The organism is Hymenobacter sp. UYAg731 (assembly GCF_054061335.1).
This window is the reverse complement of sequence record NZ_JBSSEC010000002.1, coordinates 274883-297382: the sequence shown is the minus strand read 5'-3', so window position 1 is coordinate 297382 and position 22500 is coordinate 274883. Positions and strand designations below refer to the sequence as shown.

At 63.0% G+C, this 22500-nt stretch carries 15 protein-coding genes; 10 read left to right on the top strand and 5 right to left on the bottom strand.

Translation table 11 applies throughout. The features are described from left to right. Window positions 1-40 precede the first annotated feature (40 nt). The 5 genes from ACVWYF_RS05765 to ACVWYF_RS05745 all read left to right on the top strand — a co-directional run bounded on the left by ACVWYF_RS05765 (window position 41) and on the right by ACVWYF_RS05745 (window position 6943). Complete coding sequence (locus tag ACVWYF_RS05765; protein ID WP_457065546.1) at window positions 41-934, top strand: hypothetical protein; 894 nt, start codon at window positions 41-43, stop codon at window positions 932-934. 114 nt (window positions 935-1048) lie between these two features. Next, window positions 1049-2215, top strand: coding sequence for a zinc-dependent alcohol dehydrogenase (locus tag ACVWYF_RS05760; protein ID WP_457065543.1), 1167 nt, complete (start codon window positions 1049-1051; stop codon window positions 2213-2215). Window positions 2216-2584: 369 nt separating this feature from the next. After that, window positions 2585-2968 carry a hypothetical protein gene (locus tag ACVWYF_RS05755; protein WP_457065541.1) on the top strand — a complete coding sequence of 128 codons (384 nt, stop codon included), beginning with the start codon at window positions 2585-2587 and terminating at the stop codon, window positions 2966-2968. A 105-nt stretch (window positions 2969-3073) separates the two neighbouring features. Further along, a complete protein-coding gene (locus ACVWYF_RS05750; protein WP_457065539.1) occupies window positions 3074-4180 on the top strand; it encodes an NHL repeat-containing protein in 1107 nt (368 codons plus the stop codon). Between the two features lie 183 nt (window positions 4181-4363). Then, window positions 4364-6943 carry a S8 family peptidase gene (locus tag ACVWYF_RS05745; RefSeq protein WP_457065537.1) on the top strand — a complete coding sequence of 860 codons (2580 nt, stop codon included), beginning with the start codon at window positions 4364-4366 and terminating at the stop codon, window positions 6941-6943. Between the two features lie 124 nt (window positions 6944-7067). Here ACVWYF_RS05745 and ACVWYF_RS05740 read toward each other — a convergent pair whose 3' ends face one another. Both ACVWYF_RS05740 and ACVWYF_RS05735 read right to left on the bottom strand, forming a co-directional pair. Next, window positions 7068-7880: a M57 family metalloprotease gene (locus tag ACVWYF_RS05740; RefSeq protein WP_457065535.1), complete on the bottom strand. Its 813-nt coding sequence runs from the start codon at window positions 7878-7880 to the stop codon at window positions 7068-7070. 164 nt (window positions 7881-8044) lie between these two features. Then, entirely contained in the window at window positions 8045-8854 is an 810-nt protein-coding gene (locus ACVWYF_RS05735) for a M57 family metalloprotease (RefSeq protein WP_457065533.1), read from the bottom strand. 478 nt (window positions 8855-9332) lie between these two features. Between ACVWYF_RS05735 and ricT the strand changes: the two genes are divergently transcribed. Continuing rightward, a complete protein-coding gene (ricT, locus tag ACVWYF_RS05730; RefSeq protein WP_457065531.1) occupies window positions 9333-10982 on the top strand; it encodes a regulatory iron-sulfur-containing complex subunit RicT in 1650 nt (549 codons plus the stop codon). A gap of 69 nt (window positions 10983-11051) precedes the next feature. After that, entirely contained in the window at window positions 11052-11510 is a 459-nt protein-coding gene (locus ACVWYF_RS05725; RefSeq protein WP_457065529.1) for a gliding motility lipoprotein GldH, read from the top strand. 144 nt (window positions 11511-11654) lie between these two features. On the opposite strand, the gene ACVWYF_RS05720 is transcribed toward ACVWYF_RS05725, so the two are convergent. Continuing rightward, complete coding sequence (locus ACVWYF_RS05720; RefSeq protein ID WP_168671301.1) at window positions 11655-11849, bottom strand: cold-shock protein; 195 nt, start codon at window positions 11847-11849, stop codon at window positions 11655-11657. Between the two features lie 222 nt (window positions 11850-12071). On the opposite strand from ACVWYF_RS05720, the gene ACVWYF_RS05715 reads away from it, so the two are divergent. Next, a complete protein-coding gene (locus tag ACVWYF_RS05715) occupies window positions 12072-13250 on the top strand; it encodes a hypothetical protein (protein WP_457065527.1) in 1179 nt (392 codons plus the stop codon). Between the two features lie 94 nt (window positions 13251-13344). Here ACVWYF_RS05715 and ACVWYF_RS05710 read toward each other — a convergent pair whose 3' ends face one another. Then, window positions 13345-14268 carry a hypothetical protein gene (locus tag ACVWYF_RS05710; protein ID WP_457065525.1) on the bottom strand — a complete coding sequence of 308 codons (924 nt, stop codon included), beginning with the start codon at window positions 14266-14268 and terminating at the stop codon, window positions 13345-13347. Between the two features lie 171 nt (window positions 14269-14439). Between ACVWYF_RS05710 and ACVWYF_RS05705 the strand changes: the two genes are divergently transcribed. Then, a complete protein-coding gene (locus ACVWYF_RS05705) occupies window positions 14440-15036 on the top strand; it encodes a DinB family protein (protein ID WP_457065523.1) in 597 nt (198 codons plus the stop codon). 81 nt (window positions 15037-15117) lie between these two features. On the opposite strand, the gene ACVWYF_RS05700 is transcribed toward ACVWYF_RS05705, so the two are convergent. Next, the gene (locus ACVWYF_RS05700) at window positions 15118-16017 is read right to left on the bottom strand and encodes an outer membrane beta-barrel protein (protein ID WP_457065521.1); all 900 of its coding nucleotides are present in this window, start codon (window positions 16015-16017) and stop codon (window positions 15118-15120) included. Window positions 16018-16180: 163 nt separating this feature from the next. Here ACVWYF_RS05700 and ACVWYF_RS05695 point away from each other — a divergent pair, with 163 nt between their 5' ends. Next, the gene (locus ACVWYF_RS05695; protein WP_457065519.1) at window positions 16181-22381 is read left to right on the top strand and encodes an alpha-2-macroglobulin family protein; all 6201 of its coding nucleotides are present in this window, start codon (window positions 16181-16183) and stop codon (window positions 22379-22381) included. The last annotated feature ends 119 nt before the right edge of the window (window positions 22382-22500 follow it).

The window sequence follows — 22500 nt, the reverse complement described above, 5'->3', positions numbered from 1 at the left end:
ACGCAGTGTCTCGCAGTGTTTGAAAGCGCATTGTCTCGCAGTGTTTCTACTGTTGGGCATTGCCGCCCACGCCCAAACCACCGTCCCGTCCGCCGCTTCAGCCGCGCCGGCTTCCAAACAAACCGTGGCCCCCGTGCAGCCGGCCCCGCAGCCGCTCGCCGATGCCAGCGCCGCGCCCACCGTGGCCGCCTGGAAGCTGCTGCGCCTCATCAAGCTGCCAAACCCGGGCGCGGCGTCGCTCGACCGGCGCGGCGCGCTTTACGTGGCCGATGCCGATAACAACCTGCGCCAGTACGGCCCCGAGGGCCTGCCCCTGAACACCTACGCGCCCGCTCAGCCCGGCCACGTAGCCCAGGTAGAAGCCTGGAACGTGACCAGCACGCTCGTTTTCAACGACGACCGGCAGCAGCTCGTGCTGCTCGATAGGTTCCTCTCGCTCATCAGCGAAATGCGGCTGGCCGACTACTTGGATGGCACGGTGCGCGTGGCCACCCTGGCCCCCGATAATTTTATCTGGCTGCTCGATGAGAGCAACCTGGTGCTGCGCGAGTTCGACCCCAACACCCTGCGCCTGGTGCAGAGCACGCCGCTGGACCTGATTATCGGCCGCTCGCGGCCCGATTTCCGGTTCATTCGGCAATACCAGAACAACACCTACCTCGTGGACCGCAGCACCGGCGTGTACGTATTCGACAACCTCGGGAATTATAAGAAGAAGCTGCCCTTTCCGGGGCTGAGCACGGTGGGCTTTCGGGGCGATGAGCTGTACTTTCTGGAAGCCGGGGCCATTCACTTCTTCCACCTCTACAACCTGAGTGAGCGGCGCGTGGCCCTGCCCGCCGGCCTCGACCCCGGCGCGGTGCGGCAGGTACTGGTGGGCGAAACCTACGCCTATATTTTCACGGCGGCGGGAGTGGCTGTCTATCAGATGTGAGCCAAGGGACTACCGTGGAGGCTGGCCGTCGGTGGAGCTGAGCCGTAGTAACCCGTCCAAAAAGCCGGTCGTTAGGATAGCAGGTTCTGCTGTTTCATCCCTAACTCCCGCTTTATGAAAGCTCTCCGCATCCACGGTGCCAAAGATGTCCGCGTTGATAACGTGGACGACCCCGAAATCAAGGAATCCCGCGATATTATTCTGCGCGTGACCAGCACGGCCATCTGCGGCTCCGACCTGCACATTTATAACGGCAGCATTCCGCAGCCCAAGCCCATGACGCTCGGCCACGAGTTCATGGGCATTGTGGAGGAAGTGGGCAAGGGCGTGAAGAACCTCAAGCGCGGCGACCGCGTGGTGGTGCCCTTCCCGGTGGCCTGCGGCCATTGCCTGTTTTGCAACCACGACCTGCCCGGCCACTGCGAAAACTCCAACCCCGACCACTACGGCCCCGAGGGCGGCCTGATGACCGAAAAAGGCGGGGCCCTCTTCGGCTACACCGACCTGTATGGCGGCTACGACGGCGGCCAGGCCGAATTCGTGCGCGTGCCCTACGCCGACCACGGCCCCCGCAAGGTGCCGGACAACCTCACCGACGAGCAGGTGCTGTTCCTCACCGACATCTTCCCGACCGGCTACACCGGCATTGACTGGGCCAATGTGCGGGGCGGCGAAATCGTGGCCATTTTTGGGGCCGGGCCGGTGGGCATCATGGCCGCCAAGAGTGCCTGGCTGCGCGGGGCCAGCCGCGTCATCATCGTCGATACCCAGCAGTACCGCCTCGATTTGGCCAAAAAATCGGCCCGCGCTGAAGGCATTTTGTGGGAAAGCCACCAGCAGGTGGTGGACGAAATCCGGGCCATGAGCAAGGGCTATGGGGCCGATGTGGTGGTGGAAGCCGTGGGCTTCGAGCCCGACCGCAACCTGCTGGACCGCGCCAAGGCCGTGGCCAACCTCGAAAAAGGCTCCGATAAGGTGCTGCTGGCCTGCCTGAGCGCCGTGCGCCGGGGCGGGTTCGTGTCGGTGCTGGGCGTGTATTCCTCGCCGTTCGACAACTTCCCCATCCACCAGTTCTTCGACAAGGGCATTACGCTGAAAGGCGGCCAGGCCCCCGCCCACAAGCACATCGACAAGCTGCTGGCCCACGTTTCCGCCGGCGACGTGCGCCTCGACGATATTATTTCGCACCGCCTGCCCCTCTCGCAGGCCCCGCACGCCTACGACATCTTCCGCAACAAGAAGGACAACTGCACCAAAGTGGTGCTGAAGCCCGGCGAGTAAGCCCCGGGATTCTTTCCTGTAGTCCGGTTTGCCAAACCCGGGCTCAAGTTTGCCATTCCTGAGCTCAGGTTTGGCAAGCCTGGGTCCGGGTTTGGCATTCTGGTGTTCAGGTTTGCCAAACCTGGGTTCCGGTTTGACGTTCCGGTGTTCAGGTTTGGCAAACCTGGGTTCAGGTTTAGCATTCCCGAGTTCGGGTTTGGCAAACCTGGGCTCAGGTTTAGCATTCCGGTGTTCAAGTTTGCCAAACCTGAGCCCAGATTGAGAAACCTGGCTTCGCGAGCAGAGTTGCCGGGGCTCGGGAAAGCCGTATGGAAAAAGCAGTTACATTTAGCGGCTTGAGTTTCACATTCCCTTGAGCGCCCGTCTACCATGGCCCGCAAGCCACGCGTTATTATCCCCGAAAACCCCGGCGAGCTGATGAAGCTTACCGGCCTCGTCTACGCCCAGCACCAGAAGCTGGGGGTTAAGTCGCCACTCGTCATCCTCGATTCGCCCACCTGGGATGAGCTTGGCCCCGACGTAGTAGCTGCCGTGGCTGCCCAGACCCGCATCGAAGCCTTGGAGAAGGAGCTGAAGAATCTCTACGGCCAGCGCGACCCGCACCTAGCCGCGTTCACCGACCTCGACCGCCGTTCGCGCGACATCCTGCTGGCCAAGCACGCCGCCAACCCCGCCGCCCTCGGCGACTACGGCTTCGACGTGATTGAGGCCGTGGCCCCCGGCGGCGACGACAAGAAGCCGCCGAAGCCCTAGCGGCTTTTGGCTATTGAATGAAACGCCCCGGCCGGCTTGGTCGGGGCGTTTTTCGTGGGGGCTGGGCTAATACCTTTGAGGCGTCACTCCCCTCATTGTTCGCTTATGCCTTACCGCTCCTTCGTTTGCTTAGCGGCCTGGTTGCTGTTGCCTTTGGCGCAGGTGCAGGCCCAGCGCATCGTGTTTGTGCCCGCCGATACGGCTTCTTATTTCTCAACTGCTACCGTATCGACACTGGCTGGCACTGCGGGGAGCAAAGGTGCCACTGATGGCCTCGGCCCGGCCGCCCGGTTTGCCTACCCCATGGGCGTGGTCGTGGCCGCCAATGGCACGCTATACATTGTCGATGAGGAAAACATGACCATCCGTTGCCTCTCGCCGTTGGGCGAAGCAACGACGCTGGCTGGAGCCCGTGCCACCAAAGGCAATGCCGACGGCCTTGGTTCGGCTGCCCGCTTCTACCACCCGGTGGGGGTAGCCGTAGCGGCCGATGGTACCCTGTACGTGGCCGATGGCGAGAACCACACCATCCGCAAAATCATGCCCGATGGCACCGTTAGCACCGCAGCCGGCACGGCGGGCCGCAAAGGCACCGCCGATGGCCCTGGCCCGGCCGCCCGGTTCAACCTGCCCCACGGCGTAGCCGTGAATGCCGACGGCGTACTCTACGTGGCCGATACCTTCAACCACACTATTCGAAAAATCACCCCAGCCGGCCACGTCACCACCCTGGCGGGCCAGCCCGGCCACAAAGGCAGCGCCGACGGGCCTGGAGCCACGGCCCGCTTCTTCCATCCGGCCGCCGTGGCCGTTGATGCGCAAGGGGTTTTATACGTCGCGGATAACGGCAACGGGACGGTTCGGAAAATCACGCCCGCCGGGGTGGTAACGACGCTTGCAGGCGATGCCCACCATAGCGGCCACGCCGACGGTCCCGGGACCACGGCCCGGTTCCGGGCCCCCACCGGCGTGGCCGTCGATGCCCGCGGTAACGTGTGTGTGGTCGACCACCTTAACGCACTCATTCGCAAAATTGCCCCCTCCGGGGAGGTGACCACGCTGGCCGGCAGTGCGCTGCGCTTCGGCCCCAACAATGGTACCGGGGCCGCTGCCCGCTTCAGTGGGCCCGGTGGCATAGCCGTGGATGCCAGCGGCACGCTCTACGTAACGGACAGTGGAAACAATACCATTCGCAGAATTATGGTGAAATAGCTTTTCGGCAAAAGCACCGGCCGCTCTCACTGCCGAAGCCCGGCTTTACCTTTGAGCAGCAGCAGTGGCAGGTGCCGGAACTCCCCCAAATTCATCACGCGCATGAGGTCAGCCATCGTAAAAGCAAGCAGATTTTTTGCCGGATACCGGGGCGGAGTCAGCTCGCTGGGAGTGTTGCTCCTGATGCCGCAGCTACTACTGGCCCAGCCCTCGCCACGCCCGGCGCAACCAGGCCGGCTGGCCCCAGGCTTGCAGGCGGTGGCTGTGCAACGGACGCCCCGCCCGCTCCGCGTCCGTGTGGCCGATGGCCCGGCCTTCCGGCAGTGGGCGCGGCAGCACCAGCCCGCCGCGCAGGTAGCACCGGCGGGCAATGATACCCGCACGCTCACCATCGCCGGCCTCACGCCGGCCCAGCTAGCCGCCGCACCGGGCGTGGAGTTTGTGGATGTGGCGGACCGCCGCGCCCACGAGGAGCGCCGCCTCGGCAATTCCGATTTGTCGGTCAACGTCATTTCGGCGGTACACGTCCGCTTCCCCGACCTCACCGGCCAAGGGCTCACCGCCTCGGTGAAGGAGCAGGCCTTCGACCCCGACGATATTGACTTAAAAGGCCGCGTGGTGAGCCCGGCCGCGTTTGCCAAGCCGTCTTCCGACCACGCCACGGCCATGGCCACGCTGCTGGGCGGGGCCGGCAACTCCGACCCGTTGGGCCAGGGCGCGGCCCGCGCCGTGCGGCTGGCCACTTCCGATTTCGCCCGCCTGCTGCCCGACGATGCCACCCAGCTCACCCAGGCCGGTGTATCGGTGCAGAACCACTCCTACGGCGTGGGCATCGAAAACTACTACGGCCTTGAGTCGCAGGCTTACGACCAGCAGACCCAGCAGCTGCCGCAGTTACTGCACGTCTTCTCGTCGGGCAACGTGGGCTCATCGGCTAGCCCCAGTGGTGTTTACAAGGACATTGCCCGCTTTGCCAATATCAGCGGGCAGTTCAAGATGTCGAAGAATACCCTGACCGTGGGCGCTACCGACCCCAGCGGGCAAGTGGCCGCCCTCAGCTCGCGCGGCCCGGCCTACGATGGCCGGCTCAAACCCGAATTGGTAGCCTATGGCGAAGGCGGCTCTTCCGAAGCGGCGGCGCTGGTGTCGGGCATCAGCATCCTGCTTCAGCAGCAGTACCGCGACCAGCACGCCGGCACCCTGCCGCCCGCTGCTTTGGTGAAAGCCGTGCTTCTAAACAGCGCCATCGACCTGGGCACGGCCGAAGTCGACTACCTCAGTGGCTTTGGCCAGGCCGATGCGCTCGGGGCCGTGGGCACCATGCGCGCCGGCCATTTTTTCAGCGCCAGCGCCAGCCAAGGCAACGACCAGGTATTCCGCATCACCGTGCCCGCCGGCCAGCAGCAGCTGAAAACCACGCTGGTCTGGAGCGACCCTGCTGCCAACGCTAACGCCGCCACGGCCCTCGTCAACGACCTCGACCTGGAATTGGTGGCCGTGAGCACCGGCCAGCGCTGGCTGCCCTGGGCCCTGAGCGCCTACCCGAATGCCGACTCGCTGGCCCGCCCTGCCCGCCGCCGCCCCGACCACCTCAACAACGCCGAGCAAATTACCCTCACCATGCCCGCTGCCGGCACCTACGAACTGCATGTGCGCGGCTTTGCCGTGCCGCAAGGCCCGCAAACGTTCAGCCTCGCCTACGAAATCACCCCGCCCGGCCTCGCCTGGACCTACCCCGTGCGAACCGATAACCTGCGCCCCGGCACCACCGCCAACCTACGCTGGCAGTGGAGTGGACCCGCCACCGCCACCGCCCGCCTCGACTACCGCCCCGTGGGCCGCCCCGGCTGGCGCGTGCTGAATGCATCCGTGCCGCTGGCTGACCGCCGCACCACCTGGGCCGTGCCCGATACCGTCACCTTGGCCCAACTGCGGCTGGTGAGCGGTAGCAGCGAGTTCGTGTCCGACACATTTGCCATCGTGCGGGCTCCCTCACTACAAGTCGGCTACGCCTGCCCCGAGGAGGCGCTGCTGCAATGGCCGCGCATTCCGGGCGTGGCCCGCTATCAGGTATATCAGCTGGGCGCTACTTATCTGGAGCCATTAGCGCAAACGGCCGATACCACGCTGGTGCTCGGCCGCGCTCAGGTATCGGTGCTGTACTACGCCGTAGCCCCCGTGGTGGGCGGGCGCGTGGGCCAGCCGGGCACCACCATCAACTACACCACGCAGGGCACGGCATGCTACTTCCGCTCCTTCCTACCCCGGCAGCTGGTCGATGAAAACATCCGCTTCGATGTAATCCTCGGCACAGTGTCCCGCCTGAAATCGGCCATGCTGGAGCGCCAGCGGCCCGACGGCAGCTTTGAGGCCGTGCAAACCATCAGTCCGGTTTCCAGCACCACGTTTACTTTCAATGACCAACCCGCAGCCGCCGGGCGCTACCTCTACCGCGTGCGGCTCGACAACGTGGCCGGCCAGCAGTTCTATAGCGGCTCCGAGGAAGCCTTTCTGCTACGGGCTGGCTTCACACAGGCTTACCCCAACCCGGTAACCGCCGGCCAGCCCCTGCAGCTGGTGGCCAATACGGCCGGCGCGGTCACCGCGCAACTCTACGATATGCTGGGCCGCTTCCAGCGGGAAACCACGGTAGATGGTGTAATCAACGAGCTAGATACCAGTGGCCTACGGCCCGGCGTATACCTGCTGCGGGTTCAAACGAAAGAGCAGGCTGCCCAGGTAATCCGGGTGGTGATACAGTAAACATTTCCAGCCAGTTGGTCCGCCCTGGTGCCATGCCTATTGCTAATAAAGTGCCGGGCTGATTCCAAAAAAATAGCCCCGGCTCACATGAACCGGGGCTATTTTTTTGGAATACCAACCGAGGCTAGTAGATGTAATTCAGCGCCGTCAGGTCGTTGGCGGTGAATGGACGGTTAACGTTGTTGCCTACGCAGGCCAGCATCCAGGAATTGGGTTCAGCAAGCGACGGTGTGCCGGGGATGAGGATGGCTCCCACCGTGCTGGCACCTTCGTTGGATTTGCGACCGCCGCAGCTGTATTGACGGTTATAGTAGTCAGTGTGGCGCATGCCGATGCAGTGCCCCATTTCGTGGGCCATGATGGTGGCGATGTAGTTGGTGTTGGTGCTGTTAATCACACTGGGAACCAGCGTGAAGCCCGGCGCAGGATTGCCGCCGCTGGGGAAGCCACCCGACTGGCCCAGCACGCCCGGGCCCAGGTCAGCCGAATACTTAACGGGCAGGTCAGCGGTGCCCGAGGTGATGCGGGTGAAGTGCAATTGCAGATTGGCCGCATTGTATCGCAAAATGGCTTCATCAACAGCCGCCCCGTACGCGGCTGGAAACTGAGTCGACAGGCTCACCGTCAGCGTACGCGGTAGGCCACCCACCAGATTGGTGGTGCGGTATTGCTCGTCCGCGCCCACGCGCAGCGTGGAGTAGCCGGGGGCGCTGGCCAGCATTGCAGTCGTCAGCAACATGTCGCCTTCTACCACGTAGCCGCCAGCTACCGGACGGGCATCTTCCGTGCTAAAACCCAGGGCTTTGATTTGACTTAACGCTTCTTGTGAAGCGACCGTTGGGGCAGCAGCGGCCTCCTCTTTTTTGCTGCACGAGGATAGCGCCAGTGCCGAAGCGGCACAGAAAACAGTTGCGGTAAATAAGTTTTTGATTTTCATACAATCAGGTTGAAATGTAAAGTGGAAATGGTGAAAACTCAACAGCTATTGTATTCTGAAGAAAAAAATTTAAGCCCTGATACCGACAGCATCGGCTAAAAAACCAAGGGGCCTCAGCTTAAACCGAGGCCCCTTGGTTTTTTAGCCGATGCTGTCGGGTTAGACTAGTAGATGTAGTTCAGCGCCGTCAGGTCGTTGGCGGTGAACGGACGGTTCACGCCGTTGCCCACGCAGGCTAGCATCCAGGAGTTTGACTCGGCCGTCGAAGGCGTGCCGGGGATAAGAATAGCACCTACGCTGCTGGCACCTTCGTTGGAGGCGCTGCCGCCGCAGCTAATGGCGCGGTTGTAGTAGTCGGTGTGGCGCATACCGATGCAATGCCCCATCTCGTGGGCCATGATGGTGGCGATATAGTTGGTGTTTGAGCTATTGATTACGTTGGGAACCAGCGTGAAGCCCGGGGCGGGGTTGCCGCCGCTGGGGAAGCCGCCCGACTGGCCCAGCACGCCTGTGCCCAGGTTCGACGAATACTTAACGGGCAGGTCGGCCCCGGTCGTGCTGATGCGGCGGAACGTCACCCGCAGGCCAGCCGCGTTGTAGCGCCGGATGGCCTCATCGATGGCCGTCACGTAGGCCGAATTGAACGAGCTGCTGATGCTCACCGTGAGTACGCGCGGCAGGCTGCCCACCAGGTTGGTGGTGCGGTACTGCTCTTCGTCGCCCACGCGGAGGGTGGAATAGCCGGGGGCGCTGGCCAGCAGCTCCGGCGTCAGCAGCATGTCGCCTTCTACCACGTAGCCACCGTCAACTTTTTTAACATCCTGCGTGCTGAATCCCAAGGCTTTGATTTGAGCCATGGTATCCTGCGAAGCGGCCGTAGGAGCTGCGGCTACTTCTTCTTTTTTGCTGCACGATGCAAGCGATAGAGTTGCGCCGGACAGCGCAAGGAGGATGAAAAGTTTGAAATTTTTCATAGAGCTTTTTGTTGTGATGGTTTGGTGAAGAATGGACGAATATATGGGGATGAAATTGCGAATCCCATCAGTCAATACGTAATGCTTTGAAAATAATTTAATCAAAACACCTTTTCAAGGCGAATAAATAGGTTTTTGGTGTTTTAGATTGTGAAAAATGACAAAATTTTATAAGTGCCAGTGTAATAAACTATTGTAATAATTACACAAGCCGTTAGAGGTATGGGCACCGATATTGGGGCCAAAGGGTGGGGGATGGAAGTAGCCCTAAGTCTATTATTACCCCGTCGGAAGCGCCCTGTGCTATTTGTGTATCTTTGCTAGGAACCGAATTTTCGCGAAAACCCGCTTTTCGCCCAACTATATAATTGTCTGACTCGTGGCTTGTGCATCATGTTCAACCGGTGGGGGCTGCGGCACCACCAAAGTAGGGGGCTGCGGCTCGAAGGGGGGCTGTAGCTCCGGGGGCTGCACCCGCATGAACGTCTTCGACTGGCTCCAGGACGTGGAAATCCCCGACTCCTTTGCCGGATTCGACCTGGTGGAAGTCCGTTTCAAGGGCGGCCGCAAGGAGTTCATGCGCAACGACTTGCGCCTGCCCCTCGTGACCGGTGACGCCGTGGTGGTGGATGCCGCCGGCTCCGGCTGGCACCTCGGCCACGTCTCGCTCAAGGGCGAACTGGTGCGCCTGCAAATGCGCAAGAAGAAGGTGCCCACCGACTCCAAGGAAATCCGCAACATCCTGCGCATTGCCACTCCCGATGATGAGGAGCGGTGGCAGGCCGTACGCGACCTCGAAACCGGCACCATGTTCCGGGCCCGCGCCATGGTGAGCGAATTGCGCCTGCGCATGAAGCTGAGCGACGTGGAATACCAGGCCGACCGCACCCGCGCCCTGTTCTATTACTCGGCCGAAGACCGGGTCGATTTCCGCGAGCTCATCCGCCGGCTGGCCGACGAGTTCCGGGTGCGCGTCGAGATGCGCCAGATTTCGCTGCGGCAGGAAGCCGGGCGCATCGGCGGCCTCGGCATCTGCGGGCGCGAGCTGTGCTGCTCGACTTGGCTCACCGACTTTAAAACCGTGAGCACCACCGCCGCCCGCTACCAGAACCTTAGCCTAAACCCGCAGAAGCTGGCCGGCCAGTGCGGCCGCCTCAAGTGTTGCCTCAACTATGAGCTGGACGCGTACCTGGATGCCCTCAAGGACATTCCGCAGGTGCAGCGCCCCCTCAAAACCAACAAGGGTGAGGCGTTTTTGCAGAAAACCGACATCTTCCGTCGCCGCATGTGGTTTGCCTTCAAGGGCGACAACAACTGGGTGATGCTGGACACGGCCCGCGTAAAAGAGCTGCTGGAAATGAACAAGCGCGGCGAGGTCATCGAAAGCCTGCTACCGCCCCGCGAAGAAGCCCCTGAGCCCGAAGTTTCGGCCATCGTGGAAGGCTCGCTCGACCGCCTCGACGACAAAATCAAATCGAGCGCCAAGCGCAGTAAACGCAAGAAAGGCAAAGGCGAAAAGGACGGCGAAACCGCCGAAGCTCGCGCCCCCCGCGAAGGCCGTGAGCCGCGCGAGCCCCGTGCGCCCCGCGCCGCCGCCCAGGAGCCCGGCACCGAGCCGCGTGAAGGCCGCGAAGCCCGCCCGCCGCGCGAGCCCCGCGACGGCCGCCCCGCCCGCGACGGCCGCCGCCCCGCCGGTGCTGCCCCTGGCGGCCCCCGCCCGCCCGAACAAATGACCAGCCCCGGCCCCGGCGATACTGATAACCCGGTGCCCGCCCTGGGCGATACATCTGAGCAACGCGGCCGCCGTGGCGCGGCTGCTCGCCCTAGCAACCGCCGCGGCGGCCGCAACCGCACCGACGCGCCTCGCCCAGAGGGCGAAGCCGGCGAGCCGCGCCCCGAAGGCACCCGCAACCGCCGCCCCGACAGCCCCCGCCGCACCGACTCTACCGCCGGCGCTACGCCCCGCCCTGCCGCTGAGAGCGGGAGCGAGCCGCGTCCACGCCGCGAGGGCGGTGAGCGCCGCACCGAAGGGGGCGAAGGCCGGGGCGGCCGGGGCGGCCGCAACCGCCGCAGTGGCCGTGGCCCGGCCGGTGAAGGCGGCGCAGCCCCGGCTCCGGCCGATTCTTAATCAGCGCTGTTTTGTTATTGAATGCCAGTTAGTGATATGAATCAGTGTTTTGCATGGAAGTTGGTAGTAATGGGCGGGCTCCTAGGCCTGCTCACGGCCTGCGACCCTAACCGGGTTTTTGAGCAGAATACGGACTTCCCCAACTACTCGTGGGACGTGCAGCAAAAGCCGGCCTTCACCTTCGCCATTGAGGACACGACGGCGCGCTATGACGTGTTTTTCAATGTGCGCTATGCGTCAGCCTACGGGTTTTACAACCTGTATATGAAACACACGCTCACGGGGCCCGCTGGCCCGGCCGGCCCGCCGCTGCTCCACCAAATCTTGCTGATGGACCCCAAAACCGGCGAGCCGAAAGGCAGCGGCACCGGCGATATCTACGACCTGCAGGCCCTAGCGCTGCCCAACCAGCACTTCGCCAAACCCGGCAGCTACACCCTAACCCTGGAGCAGTACATGCGCCAGGACCAGCTGCCCGGCCTGATGGCCGTGGGCGTGCGGGTGGCTAGGCATGTGGCGAAAAAGTAGCGGGTATCAGGGCATCAGATTGAAACTGACCAACCTTAAAAAGGCCGGCCTCACACAGTGTGGGGCCGGCCTTTTGTTGAAACAACGGTGTTGAATAATCTGGGGTAGTCATGCTGCTGACTGCCCGGTATCAAACGCCGGAAATTATTGCACGCGGGTTACGTCCACAGCGTTGGGGCCTTTCTTACCGGCTTTGATGTTGAACTGCACCCGGTCGCCTTCCTGAATTTCGTGGATGAGGCCGGTTTGATGCACGAAGATTTCTTCCTCATTATCGTCGGCGATGATGAAGCCGAAGCCTTTGGTGTCGTCGTAAAACTTAACGGTGCCGGTGAGCATAAGCGTGGGGTAAGGGTAAAATGAATCGGGTTTTGAGGCGTTGCATCCGTCCGGTGCTGGGCCGGAAGCCGGAGCGCGGCAGGCCGCTGGCAGGCAAAGGTAAAATGGCCCCGCCGAAAACCGTGCCGCCGCCCGCGCCGAAAACAACGGGTTCGGCGGTGCGTATAGGTATGCAGCCTCTGGCTAACCGTTCTCCACCTCTCCATTTATCAGCCCACCGCCATGACCAACGCCGAAGAAAACCTGAATACCGAGCCCAACGACATCGCCGGTAACCGCATCGACGGGCCGGTGGGCAACACTGCCACCCAGCACACCCGGCCCGGCGAAGGCGTGGGCCAGCCCGGCGGCCCGCCCACACCGCCCACCAGCCACGCGGCGGCCCCGGTATCGAGCCAAGCGCTGGCCGATGCCGAAACCAGCATGGCGGAAGGAGCCGTGGACGCTGACACCCAGCCCCAGGAAAACAAAGAAGCCGACCCCGCCGACCTGGTGCCGGAAGGCTCCTACGGCGGCAACTTCGGCAACAGCACCCAGGGCAGCTACCACGACCAGGACCGCCGCGAAAACCAGGACAGCGACCCCAACCGGGGCGAGTTTGGCGCGCAGGACGCGGGCGGCACCACTCACGGCGGCTTCGGCAACCAGAACCGCCTAGCCGACTACGAACCCAACAACAGCGCCGAAGACAACTACTACGGCGGCCCCGGCCGCACCGGTGAGCAGGACAACGCCTACCGCAGCTACGACGGCCGCGATGAGCGCCCCGATAGCCGCACCGAATACGGCTTCGAGCCCGGCACGGCTGCCGGGCCGGCCGCCATCAGCAGCAACCCCCGCACAAACGATAACGGCTCGCCCGAAGGCCCCGATACTGGCTATGCAGCCGACTATGGCCACACGTCGCTCTCCGCTGCTGCCCGCAGCGAGAGCCCGCGCCATGCCCCCGAAGGCGAGCACCGCAACCAGACCGAGGACTACATGCCCATCGAGAGCGGTGAGCATAAAGGCCCGCAGGACGCCGGCTCTTACTCTACCAACCAGCCCGAAATGGCCGACCAGCGCGGCCAGGGCTACGGCGACCGGGGCCGCGATCAAGCCAACAGCGTGCCCGACAACAACACCGGCGACGAGCGCAACGGCTACACGCAGCCCGAAGCCAACAAAGGCGATGCTTCCCAGGGCATCGGCTCGCGCGGCGGCTCTTATAATGACTCCTACGACGACAGCAAAGCTGGCAGCACCACGGGCTCGCCCGCCAAAGGCGAGCAGCACGCCGAAGACACCGCCCAGAACTACGGCGCGGCCGCCCGCCAGGAAAACCGGACCAGCAACGATAATGCTGCCGACCACGGCGCGCCGCAACGAAATGCCGGCCGCGACGGCGAAGCCGACGAGTAAATAATTGGGGCTAAGAATTCAGTCCCTGAAAAAAGGCTCTTCAGCTATTGATGGTCCTTTTTCCATGGACTGAATTATCGAAAAAGAATAGCGCCTAGCGATGCACTTTCACGTTGATATCGTACTGGTAGCGCGGCGGGCCGCCTAGCGGAATGGCGAAAAACGGCATGGCCGTTTCATACTGGTCGGTCACGTAGAACACCATGTCGTTGGGCGCGGGCTTGGTGGAGGTGAGGCGGAAATCGAGGCTCAGGCCGTGCTCTTTGGGCGACACCGGGAAGACGCTGCTGGTCCATTCGCCGTCGCCGCTCATGGTGCCGGGCTGGCCATTTTTGGCAATGCTGAACACGTTGAGCGTGGCCGCGTTGTCGGCGTCGAAGTTGCTTTGCTTGATGCTCACCACCTTGTCGTTCACGAAGGGGTAGAGGTGTACGGTGGTTTTAGTGGCCGTGGCCGGCAACCGGAAACAGTACTCGTAGGTGAAGGCATTGCCGCCTTCCACCGACACGTTCTCGGTGGCGTTGGTGCTGAAAAAGTAGCGGTACAGGTTGCCGTCGTTACCGGTCAGGCCCCGGGCCACCAGCTTGAAAACGTGGCCCTTGAACTCGTCCACCATCTCGCCTTCCAGCGGGTTGAGCGGGCCGAAGGTGTACCACTTACCGTCGTATTGCGGCTCATTGCCGAAGGTCTGGCTCTTGAGCAGGCGGCCGGTGGGAGTGGGGTTGGTGGGGCGCGGGTCGCGGGCCTGCGGGCCGCTGAAAGTGCCCGTCCCACCGTAGAGGCTGAATGAGGTAGTGGTATTGGCGGCACCCTTCAGGTCGTCGTTTTTGCCGCCGCAGTCAGGGTCAAATACGCGGATGTAGACCGGAGTGCGCTGCTTTTCGGGAATCAGGAAGAAGAAGGTTTGGGTGAAATCATCGTCGCCCCACTGCTTATCCGACTGCGCGCCGAAGGTGACCAGACTCTCCACCCGCTCGCCGGCATTGGGCACGGCCTGGGCCTGAACTTCATCGTGCAAAGCTGTGGCCAGCCCAAGAATTGCACTACAATACCAAAAACATTGTTTTACCATGCAGCCAAGATACCAGCCCGAACCCAAATGCTGCGTCTGGCCAGACGAAAATCCGACGTAAATTATTCGGAATCCGCTGCTAAATTGTATGTTTACGACTCGTTAGCCTCTGCTTATATGCCCGTTGCCGTTCGTGCCACTTCCGATTTCTTTGACCAGCTAACCAATGACCTGCTGCTGCTGCGGGTGAAGGCGCAGCAGCGTTTCCGCCCCCTGAGCGCCGAAGAGCTGAACCGCCGCCCCGGCCCCAGCCGCTGGAGCGCCGGCCAGTGCCTGGAGCACCTCAACATTGTGGGCGGCTACTACTTACCCAGCATCGCGGCCCGCATCAAGCGCGCCCAGGAGCGGGGCTCGAAGCCCGCCGCCGTGGCCAAGCAGGGCTATCTGGGCAAGCGGTTTATTGATGCCATGCGCACGCCGGTTAGCGTCAAAACCTACACTTCGCCCCAGCGCTACGCCCCCACGGGCACCCGCTTGCCGCGCACCGTCACGGAGGTTTTTAGCCGGCAGGTCGATGAGCTGCTGCGCCTCACGCTGCTGGCCCGGCAGGTGAATGCCAACGCCATCCGAATTCCCAACGCCTTATTTCCGCTGATTTTGCTGCGCCTCACCGACCAGCTCGAATTCCTGGTGGTGCATATGCAGCGCCACATTGCCCAGGCCGAGGCCGTGCTGGCCGGCAATGCCGTGGGCGCCAGCGCCTCGGCCGCCTGAAGCCGAAGCCACCGGGCCCGCCGCGAGCAATGATGTGATAAGCAGCTTTTGGGTAGAAAGCCAGGTTGTGGGCGGGGCGGCTTACTGCGTTTTTACGAAGTAGGTAGCCGTGAGCTGGGCCACGCGCTGGTAGTAGGCGGGCAGGTCGTCGCGCTGGTCGGCCGCCTTACCGGGCTGTTGGTTGATGAGCCCCAGGCCGTAGCCCAGTTGCACTTGCAGCGGCCCCCGGCGGTAGCCCACTCCCGCATTGAGGCCCGCATCGAAGCGACGGGCGATGGTGTAGCCGCTGCTGGCCGCAAAAGGCGTGGAGCTGAGCGTGGCGCTGGTGTTGCCGGGATACGATAAAATGGTGGATGGAGGCCCGGGGTAGTCGTCCTTGTACTGAAATAGTGAGGTGCCGCCGCTGTAGAAATTACTGTAGCTGTAGCCATAGCCGTAGCCACCGCTGGTGCCAGTATTGTTACCACTGGTGCTGGAGTTGACGCGGGTATTCTCGTATTCGGCCCGGCCGCCCATGCCGAAGGCAACGTAGGGGCCGGCAAATAGCTGGAATCCGTGGTCCGTTCCGCTGGTATACACCAGGTTGAAGGGGATTTCCAGGTAGTTGGGCCGGCTGATGGTGTGGTATTGGTCGCTGGTGCTGCTGGTGTAGCCGCCCGATGAGTTGCTGCTGGTAATGCTGAGGCGCTGGTCGGTCCCTTTTTGCGAAAAAAGCACGGCTGGCTGCACGGCCAGCTTGCCAAAGCGTACATCGAGCACGGCCCCGAACTGGGGCGCGAGCAAAGCCGTGCGCTTATAGTCCTGCACGGAATTTGGAACGGGGGTGCCGTTGCTGGTGAGGGGCTGAAAAGTGGGGTCGCTGCCGGCACGGGTGGCCAGGTTGCCGCCCAAGCGCACGCCCAGGCGCACGGTGGTTTGCGCGTGTACGGCCGGTGCGGCCACGGCCAGTACGGCCAGCATCGGAAGGAAAAGAGACTTCATGCTAAAAAAATGAATGGGTAAAATTCTGACGTCAAAGGTAGCAGTTGCTTTAAAACCGCCACCGTTCGCGGCGGCAACGAGCTGAAAAAATGGCTTGCTCTGTGCAATAAAGCCGGGCCGGGCATCTTTATGGCTCCAACCCTTGCCAGTGCCCATCCCGCCTATGCGTTTGTTCCTGTTTGCCTGCCTGCTGCTGACCATGATTTTTACTGCCGACTCCGCTGCTCCCGGCCCGCCGCCCGGCCCATACGCCGCCCGCTGGAAGAAGATTGACGCGCTGCTGAAAAAGGACCAGACCGCCACCGCCGCGCCGTTGGTAGAAACCATTTACCAGCAGGCCAAAAAGGAGCACAACAGCCCGGCCTACGTGCGGGCGCTGCTCTACAAAATCCGGCTGCTGCAAGCCAAGCAGGAGGACGCCGACGAAAAAGCCATTGTGCTGCTGGAGGCCGATGTGAAAACGGCCGCCTTTCCGGCCCGGCCCGTTTTGCACTCGCTGCTGGCCGAGCAGTACACCAGCTACCTCAACCAGAACCGCTACCGCCTCTATCAGCGCACGGCCGGCGCGCCGCCCACCACCGACGGCCAGCAAACTGCCGACGGCGGCACCGGCCTGGCCACCTGGGACGTGGGCCGGCTGGGCGCGGCCATTGTGCGGCACTACTACCAGTCGGTAGAAGACGAGCCGCAGCAACAGCTCAAAACCACGCTGGCCGACCTCGGCGACCTGGCCACCGGCGGTGATGCCGAGGGCCGCGCCCTGCGCCCCACGCTGTACGACCTGCTGGCCCAACGCGCCATCGAGGGCCTGAAGAACCAGGAACTGTACATCACCCGGCCCGAGCAGCAGTTTCAGCTCACGGAACCCAAGCTTTTTGGCCCCGCCGCTGAGTTTGCCGCCCTGCGCCTGCTGGCCCCGGTGGCCGACTCGCTGAACGGCCAACTCCACGCGCTGCACCTGTTGCAGCGCCTCACGGCCTCGCGCCAGCAGCTGGTGCCGCAGCATGTGGCGGCGCTGGCCGATGTGGATTTGAGCCGGATTGATTACCTGCACTCGCTTACTCAGAACACCGACCTGGCGGCGCAGTATGAGCCGGCTTTGGTACGGATGGCCGAGACGTATAAGGCGCTGCCCATCAGCACGGAATTTATGGCGCGGCGGGCCGAGGCGGTGCGCGAAGCTGGCGACAACGTGGCCGCCGTGCGCCTGGCGCGGGAGGCCGAGGCGCGGTTCCCGAAATCGCGCGGCGCGGCGCGGGCGCGGCAGCTGCGGGCGCAGATTGAGTTGCCGGAGCTGGCGTTTTCGGCGGCCGATATCGTGATTCCCAACCAGCCCTGGCGGCTGGACCTCACCGCCCGCAATGTGACTGAACTGCACGCCTGGGCCTACCGGATTTCGCTGAAAGAGTGGGAAAAATCGGGGCAATACGATGAGCGAAACCGCACGGTGTCCCAGCGCTACGCCCGCACGTTGAAAGCTGCGCCGGCGGCTACCTGGGCGGTGCCGGTGCCCACGCATCCGCAGGATTATAAAGAGCAGAAGTTTGGGGTGGCGGGCGCGGCGCTGCCCATTGGGTATTATCTGGTCATCATCAGCAACCAAGCTGCGAAGCCGACGGAGCAGCGGCCGGGTGCGGTGACGAGCTACGGGTTTATGGGGGCGAGTGAGTTGAGCGCCGCTTTCCGCCGTCGGACTGACTATACCGCACCGCAAGTACTGGTCATGCATCGCCAAAGCGGGCAGCCGCTCCCGGCAGTGTCTGCACGAGTGAAGTATGGCCGCTATGACCAGATAAGATTAAAAAGCCCCACCTACTTCAGTGAGATTCGACGCACAGATGCCTCGGGCATTGTCGAATTGCCCAGACCTGATGTGGATACCGATAATAAGGTCAGGGCACAACTGCTAGAAACGTATATCTGGCAAGGTGCTGATACATTGATGATGAACAGCTTCGGCGGCTATTATGGTGAGCCAAGAGAGGAATCTGATAGGGAGCAAGCCCAGCGCCGCACCTTCCTCTTCACCGACCGCGCCATTTACCGGCCGGGCCAGACGGTGTACTTCAAAGGCATTCTGACGGAAAGCCAGGCCGGCAAAGCGCGTTTGCTGCCGAATGAGCCGGTGGTAGTGGGCTTGATGGACGTGAACGGCCAACCCGTGCAAACGCTGCCCTTCACTACCTCCGGCTTCGGCTCGTTCAATGGCTCATTGGTGCTGCCCACCGGGTTGCTGAATGGCGAAATGCGGCTGCAAACCGACCACGGCAGCCTCAGCTTCGCGGTGGAAGATTATAAGCGGCCCACTTTTTTGGTGAGCATCGATTCGGTGCCCGGCCGGCCGCAGTTGGGCCAGCCGCTCACCCTCAACGGCCGCGCCCGCGCCTATGCCGGGCAGGCTACCGACGGCGCGGCGGTGAGCTACCGAGTAACGCGGCGCGAACTGCTTCCATTGTTCAATTTCGGGCTTTACGGGAGCCGGGCCATGTATCCGGGCGGCGGCAATAGCCAGGAAATCGCCCACGGCACTACCACCACCGATGCCGAGGGCCGGTTCAGCTTCACCTTCACGCCGCCGCTGGTGCCCAGGCCGGCCGGCCGCCGCTACTCACCGGGTTACCTGTTCGAAATCACCGCCGATGTGACCGATGCGGCCGGCGAAACCCGCACCGGCACCCGCAGCCTCCCCATTGGCCGCAACCCGCTCAGCCTGCAGCTCACCGGCCCCAACCAGTTGGACAAGCAGCATTTGCCCGCCATCAAGCTGCTCGGCACCAATGCCACCGGCGAGCCGCTGCCCGCCACCGGCACGTTGCGTTTATCGTCAATCCGCTACCGGCCCAACCCGCCCGGCGTGCCCGGCCCAGCCCCCGAAACGGAGGGGAACGAAGCCCCCGCCGAGCTGGTCCAGACGCTGCCCTTCAACACAAAAGCCAGCGCCACGCTGGACCTCAAGGCTGCCCTGGCCCAGCTGCCCACCGGCCGCTACCGCCTCGAAGCCCGCGCCGCCGGGACTGATTCGGCCAAAGCGAAGCTCGATTTTACGCTCTACGACTCGCGGGCCGCTACCGTGCCTTTCGCCACGCCCGACTGGTTTGTGGTCCTGGCCGATACCGTCGCGCCCGGCCAGTCCACGGAAATTCTGCTGGGTAGCAGCGAAGCCAGGGCGCGCATTCTGCTGGAAGTGGAGCGCGAAGGCAAGCTGTTGCGCCAGGAATGGCTCACGCTGAACGCCAACGAGCAGCGCCGTATCGGCGTCGAAAGCGGCGCGGCCACCGCCATCGGCCCGCTCTACATCCACACCACGCAGGTGCGCGACAACCGCCTCTACCGCCACAATGCCACCGTGCAAGTGGCCGAGAAGCCCCAGACGCTCCAACTATCCATCGCCACGTTCCGCGACCGGCTCCAGCCCGGCCAGCGGGAAACCTGGCGCGTCACCATCCACCAGGCCAATGGCAAACCGGCCGATGCTGAGCTGCTGACCACGCTCTATGACCAGAGCCTGGATATTTTCCGGCCGCATAGCTTTATGGGGCTGGAATTTGGGGCGGGGTATTATCCGGCGCGGTTTGGCTGGCAGGGAAATTTTGGGGTGTTGAATTCGACTCCGTATACACCTATAGAAAACAGGGCAGGATTGCCAGAAATTCACTATCCAACGCTTCGCAATAACTCAGATAGCTTTATCTACTATGGAAATGTTGGCTTGCATGGCACAAGGTTGGTTGTGGGAGATAAAATGGCCGAAGAAGTAGTTGAGTATAGTACCCTCGGAAACATAGCAGCAGAAGTGATGGCTGCGAAACCAATACACGCTGCGCCGCTGCAAGCCGGGGCTCGAATCATGATTCGGGGAACCAGCAGCATTTCGGCCCCGCCGCCACCCAAACTCGCCGCCCCCGACCTCGCCACTGTGCCTACCCGCACCGACTTCCGCGAGACGGCCTTCTGGCAGCCTGCCCTGCGTACCGACAAAAACGGCGACATCGTGCTCGAATTCCAGATGCCCGAGGCCGTGACGCGCTGGCAGCTGCTGGCCCTGGCCCACGACAAAGCCCTGCACAGCGGCCAGCTCGCCCGCCAACTCGTAACGCAAAAGGAAATCCAGATTACGCCCAACGCGCCGCGCTTCCTGCGCCAGGGCGACACCTTCACCTTCCCCGCCAAGTTCTCGAACCTGACCGACCACGCCACTGCCGGTACCGCGCAGCTGTTCCTGCTCGATGCCGCCACGGGCCAGGACATCACCAGCCAACTCCTGAAGGGCCCGGCGCAGCAAACCGTAGTCGCCGCCGCGCACCAAAGTGCCGCACTGGGCTGGGAGTTGAGCATCCCCGCCGATTTCGCGCCGGTGGCTGTGACGTATCGGGTGGTGGTTGGCTCTTCGCTGGTAGTCATCAGCGATGAATCAAGTAAGCGGAAAATCAAAAAGAAACCGGGCCAGGCAGCTGTCACCCAACACCCGACAACTTACACCTATACCGATGGCGAAGAAAACACCCTGCCCGTCCTCCCCAACCGTATTCTTATCACCGAGAGCCTACCATTGCCCATCGTCGGCCTCGGCACGCGCACGTTTGAGCTGAGCAAGCTCACCAGCACCAGCAGCCCCACGCGGCGCAACTACTCGCTCACGCTGGAAATGACGGCCAACCCCGCCTGGTACGCCGTGCAAAGCCTGCCCTACCTCATGGAGTACCCCTACGAGTGCTCGGAGCAAACTTTCAGCCGCCTCTATGCCAACCTCATCGCGGCCCAAATCCTCAAGTCCAACCCGCGTTTCAAAACCATCCTGGCCGAGTGGACGCGGCAGGCGCAGAGTGGCACGGCAGCGCAGAAGAATGCCCTCGAAAGCAAGCTGGCCCAGAACCAGGAACTGAAAAACCTGCTGCTCCAGGAAACGCCCTGGGTGCGCGATGCCCAGGGCGAAACCGCCCGCCTGGCCCGCCTCACCGAGTTGTTCGACGAAGCCCGACTGCAAGGTGAAACCGCCCGCGCCCTGCTCAAGCTGCAAAAAATGCAGCTGCCCGGCGGGGCCTTCCCGTGGTTCGAGCGAATGCCAGAGGACCCCTACATCACGCAGCTCATTGTGGCCGGCTTCGGCAAGCTGAAAAAGCTGGGCGCGTTCGATGCCGGGAAGGATGCCGTGGGCCGCGACATCCTGCAAAATGCCCTGCGCTACCTCGATGCCCGCCTGGCCAAAGACTACGCCGACCTGCGCCGCCAGAAAGGCGTGAAGCTGGCAGAAAACCACCTCGGCGACCTGCACATCCAGGCCCTCTACGCCCGCAGCTTCTGGCCCCAGCCGGCCGAAGCCGCTGCTAAAACGGCCTACGCCTACTACCGCGAGCAGGCTGCCAGATTCTGGCCCGCCCAGTCGCGCTACCTCCAGGCCCAGATTGCGCTAAGCCTGTTCCGCGAAAAGAAGGCCGCCCCGGCCGCCGCCGAAATCCTGCGTGCCCTGGCCGAAAATGCCCTGCACTCGCCCGAATTGGGCATGTACTGGAAGGAAGTGCGCGGCGGCTACTACTGGCGCGAAGCCCCCACCGAAACCCAGGCCACCCTCATCGAAGCCTTCGATGAAGTCCGAAACGACCAGAAAGCGGTGGACGAGATGAAGCTTTGGCTCCTGAAGCAAAAGCAGACCCACCACTGGGAAAGCACCCGCGCCACCGCCGATGCCTGCTACGCCCTGCTGCTGCGCGGCTCCGACTGGCTCGCGCCCACCCAGCCCCTGCAAGTCACCGTCGGCGGCCAAGCCATCCGGCCCGAAGCCACGCAGGCCGGCACCGGCTACTTCAAAACCAGCTGGCCCGCCGCCGCCGTGCAGCCCGCCCAAGGCAAAGTCACCATCACCAAGCCCGACGCGGGCGTGGCCTGGGGGGCGCTCTACTGGCAGTATTTCGAGGATATCGACAAAGTGACGGCTGCCGCCACGCCCCTCAGCCTGGAGCGCCAGCTCTACCGCGAAACCCACACTGCCGCCGGCCCGGTCCTGGAAAAGCTCACGCCCGCCGCCCCCCTGAAAATTGGGGATGCCCTGGTGGTGCGCCTCGTGCTGCGCACCGACCGCGCCCTCGAATACGTCCACCTCAAGGACCAGCGCGCCGCCGGCCTCGAGCCCATTCAGCAAACCAGCGGCTACCACTACCAGAACGGCCTGGGTTATTATGAGTCGCCGCGCGACGCGGCTACCAACTTTTTCCTGAGCGAAGTGCCGCGTGGCACGCATGTATTTGAGTACCGGCTGCGGGCCAGCCAGGCCGGCGATTTTTCGAGCGGGCTAAGCCAGGTACAGTGTTTGTATGCTCCCGAATTTGGAGCGCAGTCGGCCGGCGTGCGGCTGCGGGTAGCCCCGTAGCCGTTGGGTGGGCAAATAGGCCCTTGGGTGGCTGAAACGGCTCCGACAGCGTTTAAAACCACTTTGCCCTTGCATTTAACCGGGGTGAGGTGTAGCTTTGTCAACCGTTGATATTCCTT

What these genes read in the sequence shown, in the direction of transcription:
- ACVWYF_RS05700 (WP_457065521.1), bottom strand. Translation starts at nt 16,017, where the DNA reads ATGAAGTCTCTTTTCCTTCCGATGCTGGCCGTACTGGCCGTGGCCGCA.
- ricT (WP_457065531.1), top strand. Translation starts at nt 9,333, where the DNA reads ATGAACGTCTTCGACTGGCTCCAGGACGTGGAAATCCCCGACTCCTTT.
- ACVWYF_RS05760 (WP_457065543.1), top strand. Translation starts at nt 1,049, where the DNA reads ATGAAAGCTCTCCGCATCCACGGTGCCAAAGATGTCCGCGTTGATAAC.
- ACVWYF_RS05695 (WP_457065519.1), top strand. Translation starts at nt 16,181, where the DNA reads ATGCGTTTGTTCCTGTTTGCCTGCCTGCTGCTGACCATGATTTTTACT.
- ACVWYF_RS05745 (WP_457065537.1), top strand. Translation starts at nt 4,364, where the DNA reads ATGCCGCAGCTACTACTGGCCCAGCCCTCGCCACGCCCGGCGCAACCA.
- ACVWYF_RS05735 (WP_457065533.1), bottom strand. Translation starts at nt 8,854, where the DNA reads ATGAAAAATTTCAAACTTTTCATCCTCCTTGCGCTGTCCGGCGCAACT.
- ACVWYF_RS05715 (WP_457065527.1), top strand. Translation starts at nt 12,072, where the DNA reads ATGACCAACGCCGAAGAAAACCTGAATACCGAGCCCAACGACATCGCC.
- ACVWYF_RS05750 (WP_457065539.1), top strand. Translation starts at nt 3,074, where the DNA reads ATGCCTTACCGCTCCTTCGTTTGCTTAGCGGCCTGGTTGCTGTTGCCT.
- ACVWYF_RS05705 (WP_457065523.1), top strand. Translation starts at nt 14,440, where the DNA reads ATGCCCGTTGCCGTTCGTGCCACTTCCGATTTCTTTGACCAGCTAACC.
- ACVWYF_RS05755 (WP_457065541.1), top strand. Translation starts at nt 2,585, where the DNA reads ATGGCCCGCAAGCCACGCGTTATTATCCCCGAAAACCCCGGCGAGCTG.
- ACVWYF_RS05725 (WP_457065529.1), top strand. Translation starts at nt 11,052, where the DNA reads ATGGGCGGGCTCCTAGGCCTGCTCACGGCCTGCGACCCTAACCGGGTT.
- ACVWYF_RS05740 (WP_457065535.1), bottom strand. Translation starts at nt 7,880, where the DNA reads ATGAAAATCAAAAACTTATTTACCGCAACTGTTTTCTGTGCCGCTTCG.
- ACVWYF_RS05720 (WP_168671301.1), bottom strand. Translation starts at nt 11,849, where the DNA reads ATGCTCACCGGCACCGTTAAGTTTTACGACGACACCAAAGGCTTCGGC.